We start from the raw sequence: 12,065 nt of genomic DNA on the forward strand, positions 1-12,065 counted from the left end.
AATTTAACAGATTAATAGCAATCTATATTCTCCATCATTTTCAACAGGAGCTCTATGCACACAGGGTAAAACTTGCTCTGCTGGATGATCAACAGCGAGTCGCCAGAGATTTCCCGTGCCTAAATTAACAGGCTTTGCATCAGCTTTAGCCCGATAATGCAGATCGAAGAAATATTCTTCCAGGAACATCTCAAACTCAGTTTCTGGTCCGTCATGTAACTGCTTGAGTTGCTCCCTGATTTCAGGAATCAAGATTTTTTGCTCAACCTGGTCATTGGGCAAAATCTCACTTGCAGCACCGTGATAGGTGCATAAAAATGTATCCGTTTCGATAGGGGAGCGATCCACATGATAGGAATAGACATCGGTCGAAATAAAATCAAACTCGTCGTCCCGTTCATAGCATTTCAGCAAATTCAGGCAAGGAGAAGCGCCGTAGTCAGTCAATAGCTGCATATCTTTTAATATGATCTCTCTAGCCACATGACCCTGTTCAGAAAGCTGAAGCGCCAAAAGATCTTTAACAGAAACTTCAGTCATATTTTCTTTTAAATCAAGTTTAGCAACGATTTCATTAAAATCACCAGACAAATTTCTAGACCAGCAGATGGCATTCGCCTTGCCCAGAAAATCCGAATATACGAGTTCAGAAAAAGTTGAAACCACTCGAACTTGAGGATTGCCAGAAAGGGTATTGGTCATTTCAGAATGAAGTCACTACTTATAAATCGTGCTCAATAATACACTTTGATGTTTAGAAATAAATAATGATCGGCAACATAAACTAGAATCTTAATTTCCCTAATTTGTACAGTCCACTCGGTAAGATGAATTTAACTCATCTTTTACTGAATTTATATCGTTTTACTCATGTTTGGATTCGCGCTTAAATACAGCCATACAGCAATTTGCTTTTTTTATAAAAATTTAGGTGGCATATCTCCATGAGTACAGCATTCCAATGTTCAATTAAACGTATTCGTTTTGATGAGAACTATGAACCAGCAAACAATACACGTTTAACCACCAACTTTGCCAATCTGGCACGTGGTAAAAGCCGTCAGGAGAATCTTCGTCGTACACTTGCGATGATTAACAACCGCTTTAACAGCTTGGCAACGGCCGATAATCCTAGAGGTGATCGTTATTCACTGGAGATCGATATCATCTCTGCTGAAATTGATATTGAGGGCAATGGTCAAACCTTTCCTTTTATTGAAACCTTGAAAAGTACCATTATCGACCATCATAGCAATGAACGCATTGAAGGCATGATCGGGAATAGCTTCTCATCTTATGTACGTGATTATGACTTCAGTGTGGTATTGCCATCACTCGGCTGTAAAGCCAATGAAAAACCTGAAGATTTTGGTGACCTGCACGGCAAGCTGTACCAGCATCTTGTGAATTCAGCAGTCTTTAAAGCTGAATTTAATAAACAACCTGTGATTTGTCTGAGTGTTTCCACTACGAAAACCTACTACCGCAGTGCCAATGTGCATCCTGTTCTAGGCGTGGAATACACCAATGACGACTACTCACGTACCGATGAATATTTTAAAAAAATGGGCTTAAGTGTTCGCTACTTTAAACCTGAAAATAGCAATGCGCCGTTGGCATTCTATTTTGCGGGTGACTTGCTGCATGATTACACGGATTTTGAACTGATCAGTGCGATCAGCACCATGGAAAGCTTCCAGAAAATCTATCGTCCTGAAATTTACAACACCAATTCACCTGCAGGTGTGGTGTATCAGCCTAGCTTGAGCTATGGCGACTATTCATTGACCCGCATTGTCTATGACCGTGTTGAACGGGGTGAATTGGCAGTCAAACAGGGTAAATGGACCGAGGAAAACTTCATTAAGCCGTATAAAGACATTCTGGATGAGTGGGCTGCCAATTTTAAAGTAGCAACGGCTCAGCAAGACAACGCTGCCTGATAGATCACATATATAAACGAATTTAGAGAAAGAAGATTAGACATGGCACTTTTACAACCTGAAAAGTTACTCCCGACCTCTACAGCAGGCAGCTTGCCAAAACCGTCCTGGCTGGCAGAACCTGAAAAGCTCTGGTCAGCTTGGAAACTCGAAGGTGCAGAATTACTAGAAGCGAAACGTGATGCCTTAAAACTGTCTTTGCATGAACAAGTTCATGCTGGCATTGATATTGTCAGTGATGGTGAACAGACCCGTCAGCACTTTGTGACCACGTTTATTGAGCATCTTGAAGGGGTGGATTTTGAGAAACGTGAAACCATGCGTATCCGTAACCGTTATGATGCCAGCGTACCTTCAGTAGTCGGTGAAGTTTCCCGTAAAAAAGCAGTGTTCGTGGATGATGCAAAATTTTTGCGTAGCCAAACCACGCAGCCGATCAAATGGGCACTGCCTGGTCCAATGACCATGATTGATACTTTGTATGATGGTCACTACAAGAGCCGTGAAAAACTAGCATGGGAATTTGCCAAAATTCTGAACCAGGAAGCACTTGAATTAGAGGCAGCAGGGGTCGATATCATTCAGTTTGATGAGCCAGCATTTAATGTGTTTTTTGATGAAGTGAATGATTGGGGCGTCGCGACTTTAGAGCGTGCGCTTGAAGGTCTGAAATGTGAAACTGCGGTACACATTTGCTATGGTTATGGCATTAAAGCCAATACCGATTGGAAAAAGACCCTCGGTAATGAATGGCGTCAGTACGAAGCAGCCTTCCCTAAACTGCAACAATCAAAAATTGATATTGTATCGCTTGAGTGTCAAAACTCACGTGTGCCGATGGAGCTGATTGAGCTGATTCGGGGTAAAAAAGTCATGGTCGGTGCGATTGATGTGGCGACTAATCAAATCGAAACGCCTGAAGAAGTTGCCAATACACTGCGTAAAGCATTGCAATTTGTGGATGCAGACAAACTGTATCCATCAACCAACTGTGGGATGACACCGTTGTCTCGTCAAGTGGCTCGGGGCAAACTCGAAGCACTAAGTGCAGGGGCTGCGATTGTTCGTCAAGAGCTGGGCGCTTAGCAGGAAATGGTCTTCACCAGAGGAGGGTAAATGATCCATAAATTATTTGCCTGACTTTGAGTAAAGGCAGGTTACATATACATTTGAGACAAAAGAGATGATTGAAGCAACTGACTTTAGAAATGCAATGTCCTTATTAACCACGGCTGTAAATGTGATTACGACCGAAGGTATAGCAGGAACACATGGCTTTACCGCATCTGCCGTTTGTAGTGTGACGGATACACCGCCGACATTGCTGGTGTGTATGAATCAATCTTCTCGCTCGCATGCACATTTTATGAGAAATAACGTGCTGGCAGTAAATGTACTCAGCACGCAGCATGAATACATCTCAAATGCATTTGCATCTAGTAAATTCAGCTCAGAAGAGCGATTTAAGATAGGCGAGTGGACAACTCTTAAGACAGGTGCTCCAATTTTAGAAGATGCTTTGGTGAGTTTTGATTGCCAGATTGAAGAAATTCAAAAAGTGGGAACACACAGTATTTTCTTATGTCGAGTCATCGCGATTAGACAAAGTCAGCAGGAGGAGAGTCTGGTGTATTTCAACCGTGCGTATCATCAGGTCGGTCAACTAGAAACTGCGTAAATGTTCATTATTTTAATATTGAATTCTTTTAAAGTGTGTAATCGAGACCAGAATCCTCAGCCTGGTTCATAAAAATTAGGCTAATCAAAGTTTAGCAATTTGATTTTTAGCTTCAATTTCTTCGGAAAATTTCAAAATTAACTTTGATGAACATCAATATTGGAATTACATATTTAACTGACGTCTACCTAAAGTCTGCTGCACACTTTTTTAGCTAAAAGGGTACAAGATTCAGTTTCATTCAGAATAGGAACTTAATTTTTTTAGTTTCTTTTACTACTAGATTTTAAAATGTCTATTTTATCGTAATCTTGAATCAGTACGCCTTTATCTACTAAAAGCTCTTTTATCCTGTTGTTTTAATAAAATACTTTATACTGCTAAAGCCATCTCATGACATGCAGGACAGCTCATGCGTTTCCTCCAATCTATAAGAACAGCGCTTCAGTCCCGACTTTATTTCTTTATTATCTTTCCATCTATCCTGATTTGGTATTTTATTTTCTATTCAGCGACTCATTTAAGCTGGTCTACCTGCATTTTGATGAGCTGGAACATTACCATTTATGCCTACTTACTTTTTACTATCAAAAAGCTCTGGCACATAGACCATCACCATATTCTACAACGTGCCATAAAACAGGATGCCAGCAAATGGGTTATTCTGGTGCTTGTCATCATCACTTTAGTGATGTGTTTTATTGCCATAATTATTGAAATTCATCATTTACCTAAAGATGCTGCCATTAGAACCGGCCATTTAGGGCTATCCATCCTGACTATTATTTCGGCCTGGTTCCTGATGCACACCATTTTTGCAATTCATTATGCCCATGACTTTTATTTAGCCCTAGAAAAGCATAAACATGGCGGACTGGCTTTTCCTAGTACGCCAAATCCAACCTATCCCGATTTTCTGTATTTTAGCTATATTATTGGCACTTCAGCGCAAACGGCCGATGTATCAATTACCCGCCAACCCATGAGAGTACTCAATACTTTACATTTGCTTCTGGCCTATGGGTTCAATACCACGATTTTGGCCATCGCTATTAATGTAACAGCAACCTTTATCAGTACTTGAACACACAGCATTTAATAATAAATAAACTGTAGTGCCAAGACTGTGACTTGTAAATTTCTCAGATGTTCAAATGAGTGCAATTGGAAAAATGCAATCCATGCAATAAAAATTGGTAAATCAGAGCGCTCACCCATTCATGAGCTGTTCTGAACAAGAGTTTATTAAATAAAGAGTTGTTTCTTCAGGCGAAATAAATATACGATCATGATATTGAGAACAAAAAAGAGACTATACCGTGCGTCATTCTTATCATCTTGAAAAACATTATTTTGAACGGGCGGGCTGGTTGCGCGCAGCTGTACTCGGGGCAAATGACGGAATTATTTCTGTCACCAGTCTGGTGGTGGGAATGGCAGCCAGTGGCGCGTCCACACATACCTTGTTGGTGACTTGTGTAGCCGGATTAATTTCCGGAGCTGCGTCAATGGCTGCTGGAGAATACATCTCGGTCAAATCCCAGCAGGATATTGAAAAGAATGATCTGAATATGGAGGCACGTGAGCTTAAACGTCATCCAGAACATGAACTGAAAGAACTGGAAAATATTTATATCCAGCGTGGCTTAACCCCTGAGGTGGCCCAGCAAGTTGCCTTGCAGCTCACCGCACACAATGCTTTAGATGCACATGCCCGCGATGAAATTGGTATATCAGAAAACACTTCGGCTCAACCTTTTCGGGCTGCATTTTCGTCCGCTATCGCTTTTACTATAGGCTCACTATTTCCTCTACTTTCTATTTTGCTCTTGCCTGAACAGTACCTGGATAAAGGCGTGATGCTGATCGGTGTGCTTAGCCTCGGGATTATGGGCGCACTGGCAAGTTATACAGGAGGGGTGAGCATCTGGAAAGGTTCGGCTCGAGTCATGCTTTGGGGGGTGATTGCCATGCTATTTAGCTCCTGGATCGGTTCATTATTTAATGTGGCTGTAGCTTAAACATACTTAGGATGTGTTTTTCAAATTCGCACTAGTCAGGGAATCACATCCTTTTTAAAACAATAAGTCTAAACAAGGTTGGAACAGTAGCATTGAAAATTTTATGAAGTTCGCGAAAAAAGTATTTTAAGTCATTTTTAAGCTTCAGATTTTAGGCTAAAGCATCTTAAAGTCTTTGAACTAAAAAAATGCTTAAGCTGCCTTCTTTTCCCGGTCTACGCCAGATCAAATCCATCAGCCTTGCACGCTTTAACCTGTTACTCGCTATTTGGCTGGGGCTGGTCTTAAACTTTGCTTTCTATCAGAAAATTCATCAACTGACACCCTATACCAATCTCAAGGCAGGCGCATTATTGGCGGCTACAGTCCTAGTGGTTATCAGCTTGTACAATCTGGTCTTGCAATGGCTGAACTGGAAATGGAATGCCAAAATACTCGCCAGCGTGTTGATCATTCTGGGGGGTTTTAGTGCTTATTTTGTCAATAGTCTGGGTGTGGTGATTACCCCGGAGCAGATCCAAAATATGCTGCAGACCGATGCCCGTGAAGTCCGTGATCTCTGGTCAATACGACTGGTGATATGGACGCTGGTCTTTGTGGTTTTTCCGCTGTGTATCGTCTGGATGCTAAACATTCAGCCTGCATCTTTCGGGCGTCAATTGTGGCATAAAAGCCTGAGCAGTCTGCTTTCAGCCGGATTAATTCTAGGACTGTTATTCTGTTTTTATGTCGATTATGCAGCCATCTTCCGCGAGCACCGCGATCTAAAGGGCATGATTTCCCCGCAAAACAGCATTGCATCCACCGTATCCTATTATAAAAGGAAAGTACCTAAAGCCAATTTGCCTTTGATTCCTTATGGTGAAGATGCCCATCTGCTACAGCAAGCTCAAATGCAGAAGCAACCTAAATTGATGGTGCTGGTGGTCGGGGAGACTGCACGTGCCGAGAGTTTTGCTTTAAATGGCTATGCACGTAATACCAATCCTGAACTGGGCAAATTGGCAGTAATTAATTTTAGTCAGGTCAGTTCCTGTGGTACAGCAACTGCCGTTTCAGTTCCGTGTATGTTTTCAGGCATGTCCCGTCAGAATTATGACGAACAGTTAGCCAGCCACCGTGAAGGTTTACTGGATATCGCTCAGCGTGCCGGTTATCAGGTGACCTGGATCGACAATAATTCTGGCTGTAAAGGAGCTTGTGACCGGGTGCAGCAATACCAGATTCCTGCACCACTGAAACAGAAGTGGTGTGATGCTGCTGGGGAATGTTTTGATGAAATTCTGGTGGATAGCCTGAAAGATTATCTGGCACATCTGGACAAAAATAATTTGAAACCGCAGTTAATCGTGTTACATCAGATGGGCAGTCACGGGCCGGCGTATTTCAAGCGTTCCAAAGCGCCGTATCAGCCGTTCCAGCCGACCTGTAACAGCAATGCCATTCAGGGCTGTAGCGCTGAAGAATTAAAGAACAGCTATGATAATTCGATTGTCTATACAGATCATGTGCTCGCTCAAATTGTCGAGACTCTAAAACAGCAAAGCCAGTATCAGACCGGTTTTTGGTATCTGTCTGATCACGGAGAATCGACCGGAGAGCATGGTTTATATCTGCATGGTGCACCTTATAGTATGGCGCCGACCCAGCAAACCCATGTTCCGATGCTGATGTGGTTCTCAGAGCTCTGGACGCAGCAGAATGCCCAGCAGGTGAGCTGTCTCAAAGCACAGACCAAACAGGCGCGCAGTCAGGATCATCTTTTCCCCAGCTTATTAAGTCTGCTGGATGTAAAAACGCAAGTGGCTGAAGTTAAAAATGATATGCTTGCACAATGCTCATCATCATTAAAGAACAGAGCTTGAAATGCATAAAATACTGATTATCGAAGACGACTTTATGATTGCCGAGTCGACTGAAACCTTGCTCAAGCTGCATCAATTTGATGTGCATTGGGTCAACAATGGCCTGGATGGTTTAAAGCAGTTACAGCAGCAGGCCTATGATATTGTCCTGTTGGATCTGGGCCTGCCGATGATGGATGGCATGCAGGTACTTAAACATATCCGGCAGAAGTTCCCCAATTTACCAGTGCTGATTATCTCCGCCCGGGATCAGTTACAGAACCGAGTCGATGGACTGAATCAGGGGGCAGATGATTACTTGATTAAACCCTATGAATTTGATGAACTGCTGGCTCGTATTCATGCTTTGATCCGACGCAGTAGTCCCAAGAATACCGGGTCAGAGAGCCATAAAAAGTTATCACACAGTGGTCTGGAATTGGATCTGGAGCAGCATATCGCATGCTTTAACAGTCAGCCGATCGAGTTGTCTAATCGGGAATGGTCGATTCTCACCGCATTACTCACTCATCCCAGCAAAATTTTTTCTAAAAATGATCTAGAAGACAAGCTTTATGACTTCGATAGTGATGTCAGCAGTAATACCGTTGAAGTGTATGTGCATCATCTGCGGGCGAAATTAGGCAAAGACTTCATCCGTACCATACGTGGTCTAGGATATCGCTTAGGATAGAGCCTTATGCAGAAACGTTATTCTTTGCAAAAACGCCTGATTATCTACATTTCGTTGTTTAGCCTGGTACTGGGCTGTATCCTGATTTTCGCTGCCTACCGGATTGCCCTCGAAGAAATAAATGAAGTGCTGGATAAACAGATGCAAAGTCTGGCCGAGCGCATTGCAGAAAATCATCCGCGACCGCTACAAAGCCAAATCGATCTGGAAAAACAGTACAGTGAAGAAGATTTGTTTGTAGATATTTGGTCCTATGCAAATACAGCTACTCCCTTGCATCCACAGGATGTGCTGGTTGCACCGGTCAAGAAAGCAGGTTTTTACAAGCATCAGACGCCGTATGGAACCTGGCTCACCTATATCATTCCAAGTGACCAGTTGCAGATTCAGGTGAGTCAACAGCAAAATGTCCGGCAGGAGCTGGCGCTGGAACTGGCTGGCAATATGTTTCTGCCTTATGTACTTTTCTTGCCTTTTGCCGTGTTCGGTTTAGGCTGGATGATCCGGAAAAATTTTCAGCCTTTGCATGATTTTAAAACGGAACTGGCCAGCCGCAAGGCACAAGAATTAAAGCCGATTGAAATGAAGGATTATCCCCTGGAGCTAGAACTGACCATTCAGGAAATGAATCATCTGTTTGGACGAATTTCTCTGGCTCAACAGGAACAACGTCAATTTGTCGCAGATTCTGCCCATGAATTACGCACGCCACTGACCGCACTCAACTTGCAGCTGCAAATTTTATTGCAGCAGTTTCCGCAGAGCGACTCGCTCCATAATCTGAGTCAGGGCGTTTTGCGCATGCAGCATCTGGTCAACCAGTTATTGAGTCTGGCCAAACAGGATGCTTCCGATAGCTTAACCGAGCCGGCACAAATGCTTTCACTCAATCAGATGACCGTGGCCTGCATTGAGCAGCTGATCCAGCTGGCCTTACAGAAAGAGATTGATCTGGGTTTAGAACAGCAGCAGGAATTGCTGATTCATGGACAAGCTTCAGCTTTGCACTCGATTATTTATAATTTAATTGATAACGCGATTAAATACACTCCGAAAGGCGGCGTGATTAATGTATCGATTTTTCAGCAAGGCCAGCAGGCGGTTTTAAAGATTGAAGACAGTGGGGCAGGAATAGATCCTGCTCAATTCGCCCAGATCCGGCAGCGTTTCTACCGGATTCATAACCATGTTGAAATTGGTAGCGGTTTAGGTTTGTCGATTGTAGATAAAGCCACCGAGCGCCTGGGTGGTACGCTGGAATTTTCGCAAAGTAGCAGTCTGGGCGGCCTGTGTGTACAAGTTAAATTTCCTGTGATCGAAGCCTGAGGGGATAGGCTTCAGTTTTTGCAGTTAAGGCTGTCTGATGTTAGTGAGTATAGGAGCAGCGGCTTTTCCCAATGATAGTTTTTGGCTAAACAGCGTATAGCCAATGACATTCATGCACCAGATCATCCAACCGGTCCACAGGTTATGACTCAGGAAATGCGCACCACGCATCATTTGCGCCCAGCCCATGGCGAAGCCTAAAATCACTGCTGCGATCAGGAAAAAATAAGCCCGCTTGCGGTTAGCAATCCGATAGACAAAATAACCAGCCATCAAGGCAAAACCGCTGGATGCATGTCCGCCAGGAAAACAGTGTCCGGCAGTAGCACTCAAATCCCACAAAATACCCTCATGGGTGGGAATGATCATATCCCAGGGGCAAGCATGCGCCGATTGGGATTTTAAAATGCCAATCGAGGCCGTGGTCAGCACCACCATGCTAAAGAAATAGCCAAATTCCCAGCGCCTTTGATGCCAGTTCTGCCATTTCAGTGAAGCCAGCCAACCGGCTAACAATGTTATGTACACCAGAATCAGCAGATTTTTGACATAGCGGTGATTGAGCTCGGCCAGTGCCCAGTGTTGCCGCAGGGGAAATTGTCCCTGATCGTCAATGAACGGATAAATCAGCTGTAAATCAATTGCTCCACCTACATCAAAAAAATTCCAGAGCATCAGAAAACTGAAAATCAGCAGCAATATTTGGGTCAGTAAAAACCGGGAATGCTCGGATATCATTTTAAATCTTCCATTTTTCTTGCTGTAGTAGGCTAGGGATCAAATCAAGTAACCCGCTAAAATAAGACCCCAGGTCACGGTAATTAAACTGAGTGCTACAAACTGGGCAGCGCTGCCCATATCCTTGGCATTTTTAGACAGTTCATGCTGCTCCATGGATATACGGTCTACCACCGCCTCAATCGCCGAGTTAAGCAGTTCAACGATTAGCGCCAACAGACACACGGCCACCATCAGTGCTTGCTCAACCCGGCTCACCGGCATGACAAAGCTCAGAGGAATCAAAATCAGGTTGATGAGCAGGATTTGCCTGAAGGCCGCTTCATTTTGAAAAGCTGTTTTAAAGCCGGCCAAGGAATAACGGGTCGCATTCAGAATACGCTGTATTCCCGAGGTGCCTTTATAGGGTGAACGGTAGGAAGACATAGCTGTCATGAGTCAATAAAAGGAAACTCTAACTTAAGATTACAGGCTTAAAACTCTCTTAAAAAAAATGGTCTCTATGTGTTTTTTTAATAAAAATAATATTTAAATTTATGTGCAGAATTAAGAATTTTTTAAGTTTGGGCGTTTATCTTAAGTACTAAGTTATTTTTCGTGATGTGATCCACATGACCTGCGGCAGATTCGATCTTGAATCATTCTGTTAAGAACAAGAGAAAGTATTTATGCCTAATTTAACTGCAACAATTATGGATGCTACTTCTGGTATTGGTCAGGCTATTGCAAAGGTTCTGGGCCAAAACGGGGTCAATCTGGTTCTTGTTGGGCAGAATCAACAGATTCTGCAAAGAGTATATGACAATATAGCCCAATGTTATCCACAGCTACAACTGGATTTAATTCATTGCAACTTTGCCGATCAGCAAAGCAGGGAAGAGCTGGTAAAAGCTCTTGCTACGCTGAATAAACCCATTCACTACTACATTAACAACATCAGTATAAGTGATTTCAAGCTATTTACACAGCAGCCACAAGAAATCATGGAACAAATAATGCTGATTAATGCAGTTTATCCAATGCAGCTGATACAAAAGATCCTGCCATTGATATCTATCAGTCCGCCTGGCCAGGTCATTAATATAGGTTCAACCTTTGGCAGTATTGGCTATCCTGGATATGCGAGTTATTGTGCCAGCCAATTTGCCTTGCGTGGTGCAACCGAAGCACTAGCCCGTGAATACAGCAAAAGTTCAATCAGATTCAGATACTTTTCATTACGGGTTACCGAAACCAATATTCATCATTCAAATGCAATAGAAATGAATATCAGACTGGGAAAAAATATTGACAGTCCCGAATTTGTTGCTGAAGAACTGTATCAGTTTTTACATCGAGATTGTCAGTCGTATCAGGTCGGCTATCCTGAAAAAATTTCGATAGCTGTTAACCAGATTTTACCAGACTTAATATCAGCATCGATTAATAGAGAGTTACCAACGATTTGTGAATGTGCAGAAAAAGTTGCTAGTTTCTAACTGTGATTCACAGACTAAAGAAGCAGGATATTAATATAGTTCCCTTAGAGTGGCAGGTATCAATCCCTCCTTGGATACCTGCTTTTTTTTAGAAAAATACTCAAAACTAAAGGTGCAAATTACAAGTCTTCCAAGTAGAAGATAGCTGAAGCTATGATTAGTTGTATTGGTATTGGATTTCACTTATATATTGATCCGAAGTCCACTTCATACTTTAATATTTATATCAATTTAACTCTAAACCAAAATATTCTTTTTATTGACCAGTTAACTCTTAAAATTAAAAAACATTCAAAAATTAAAATGCCGGCATTGAGCCAGCATTTTAATTTAAGTGAGCTAT

The 12,065-nt window shown here is 42.5% G+C and carries 12 protein-coding genes; 9 read left to right on the forward strand and 3 right to left on the reverse strand.

Annotated features, from left to right (window positions below; all coding sequences use genetic code 11):
• Positions 1-3 precede the first annotated feature (3 nt).
• The gene (locus C8322_RS13040; RefSeq protein ID WP_004809334.1) at positions 4-702 is read right to left on the reverse strand and encodes a DUF1826 domain-containing protein; all 699 of its coding nucleotides are present in this window, start codon (positions 700-702) and stop codon (positions 4-6) included.
• A 242-nt stretch (positions 703-944) separates the two neighbouring features.
• Here C8322_RS13040 and C8322_RS13045 point away from each other — a divergent pair, with 242 nt between their 5' ends.
• From C8322_RS13045 to C8322_RS13080, 8 genes are all read left to right on the forward strand, one after another.
• Positions 945-1,943 carry a putative oxygenase MesX gene (locus C8322_RS13045; RefSeq protein ID WP_004809332.1) on the forward strand — a complete coding sequence of 333 codons (999 nt, stop codon included), beginning with the start codon at positions 945-947 and terminating at the stop codon, positions 1,941-1,943.
• A gap of 42 nt (positions 1,944-1,985) precedes the next feature.
• Positions 1,986-3,029 carry a methionine synthase gene (locus C8322_RS13050; protein WP_004809329.1) on the forward strand — a complete coding sequence of 348 codons (1,044 nt, stop codon included), beginning with the start codon at positions 1,986-1,988 and terminating at the stop codon, positions 3,027-3,029.
• A gap of 97 nt (positions 3,030-3,126) precedes the next feature.
• Complete coding sequence (locus C8322_RS13055) at positions 3,127-3,621, forward strand: flavin reductase (RefSeq protein WP_004809327.1); 495 nt, start codon at positions 3,127-3,129, stop codon at positions 3,619-3,621.
• A gap of 412 nt (positions 3,622-4,033) precedes the next feature.
• Positions 4,034-4,705 (forward strand): DUF1345 domain-containing protein, encoded by a 672-nt coding sequence (locus C8322_RS13060; protein ID WP_004809325.1) that lies wholly within the window; start codon positions 4,034-4,036, stop codon positions 4,703-4,705.
• Between the two features lie 235 nt (positions 4,706-4,940).
• Complete coding sequence (locus C8322_RS13065; protein ID WP_004809323.1) at positions 4,941-5,642, forward strand: VIT1/CCC1 transporter family protein; 702 nt, start codon at positions 4,941-4,943, stop codon at positions 5,640-5,642.
• A 188-nt stretch (positions 5,643-5,830) separates the two neighbouring features.
• Positions 5,831-7,507, forward strand: coding sequence for a phosphoethanolamine transferase (locus tag C8322_RS13070; protein ID WP_111810768.1), 1,677 nt, complete (start codon positions 5,831-5,833; stop codon positions 7,505-7,507).
• Position 7,508: 1 nt separating this feature from the next.
• The gene (locus C8322_RS13075) at positions 7,509-8,180 is read left to right on the forward strand and encodes a response regulator transcription factor (protein ID WP_004809319.1); all 672 of its coding nucleotides are present in this window, start codon (positions 7,509-7,511) and stop codon (positions 8,178-8,180) included.
• Positions 8,181-8,186: 6 nt separating this feature from the next.
• Positions 8,187-9,506: an ATP-binding protein gene (locus C8322_RS13080; RefSeq protein ID WP_111810769.1), complete on the forward strand. Its 1,320-nt coding sequence runs from the start codon at positions 8,187-8,189 to the stop codon at positions 9,504-9,506.
• Between the two features lie 24 nt (positions 9,507-9,530).
• Here C8322_RS13080 and C8322_RS13085 read toward each other — a convergent pair whose 3' ends face one another.
• Together C8322_RS13085 and C8322_RS13090 are read right to left on the reverse strand one after the other, a co-directional pair.
• Positions 9,531-10,244: a phosphatase PAP2 family protein gene (locus tag C8322_RS13085; protein WP_111810770.1), complete on the reverse strand. Its 714-nt coding sequence runs from the start codon at positions 10,242-10,244 to the stop codon at positions 9,531-9,533.
• A 39-nt stretch (positions 10,245-10,283) separates the two neighbouring features.
• Positions 10,284-10,670 (reverse strand): diacylglycerol kinase, encoded by a 387-nt coding sequence (locus C8322_RS13090; protein ID WP_004809311.1) that lies wholly within the window; start codon positions 10,668-10,670, stop codon positions 10,284-10,286.
• 242 nt (positions 10,671-10,912) lie between these two features.
• On the opposite strand from C8322_RS13090, the gene C8322_RS13095 reads away from it, so the two are divergent.
• The gene (locus C8322_RS13095) at positions 10,913-11,722 is read left to right on the forward strand and encodes an SDR family NAD(P)-dependent oxidoreductase (RefSeq protein WP_111810771.1); all 810 of its coding nucleotides are present in this window, start codon (positions 10,913-10,915) and stop codon (positions 11,720-11,722) included.
• Positions 11,723-12,065: the final 343 nt, after the last annotated feature.

Origin of the sequence: Acinetobacter sp. SM1B, from assembly GCF_003289665.1 — a bacterium.
GTDB classification, from domain to species: Bacteria; Pseudomonadota; Gammaproteobacteria; order Pseudomonadales; family Moraxellaceae; genus Acinetobacter; species Acinetobacter schindleri.

Coding starts and splice junctions, on each gene's coding strand:
- C8322_RS13060 (WP_004809325.1), top strand. CDS start 4,034: ATGCGTTTCCTCCAATCTATAAGAACAGCGCTTCAGTCCCGACTTTAT.
- C8322_RS13085 (WP_111810770.1), bottom strand. CDS start 10,244: ATGATATCCGAGCATTCCCGGTTTTTACTGACCCAAATATTGCTGCTG.
- C8322_RS13045 (WP_004809332.1), top strand. CDS start 945: ATGAGTACAGCATTCCAATGTTCAATTAAACGTATTCGTTTTGATGAG.
- C8322_RS13095 (WP_111810771.1), top strand. CDS start 10,913: ATGCCTAATTTAACTGCAACAATTATGGATGCTACTTCTGGTATTGGT.
- C8322_RS13070 (WP_111810768.1), top strand. CDS start 5,831: ATGCTTAAGCTGCCTTCTTTTCCCGGTCTACGCCAGATCAAATCCATC.
- C8322_RS13075 (WP_004809319.1), top strand. CDS start 7,509: ATGCATAAAATACTGATTATCGAAGACGACTTTATGATTGCCGAGTCG.
- C8322_RS13050 (WP_004809329.1), top strand. CDS start 1,986: ATGGCACTTTTACAACCTGAAAAGTTACTCCCGACCTCTACAGCAGGC.
- C8322_RS13090 (WP_004809311.1), bottom strand. CDS start 10,670: ATGTCTTCCTACCGTTCACCCTATAAAGGCACCTCGGGAATACAGCGT.
- C8322_RS13040 (WP_004809334.1), bottom strand. CDS start 702: ATGACCAATACCCTTTCTGGCAATCCTCAAGTTCGAGTGGTTTCAACT.
- C8322_RS13055 (WP_004809327.1), top strand. CDS start 3,127: ATGATTGAAGCAACTGACTTTAGAAATGCAATGTCCTTATTAACCACG.
- C8322_RS13080 (WP_111810769.1), top strand. CDS start 8,187: ATGCAGAAACGTTATTCTTTGCAAAAACGCCTGATTATCTACATTTCG.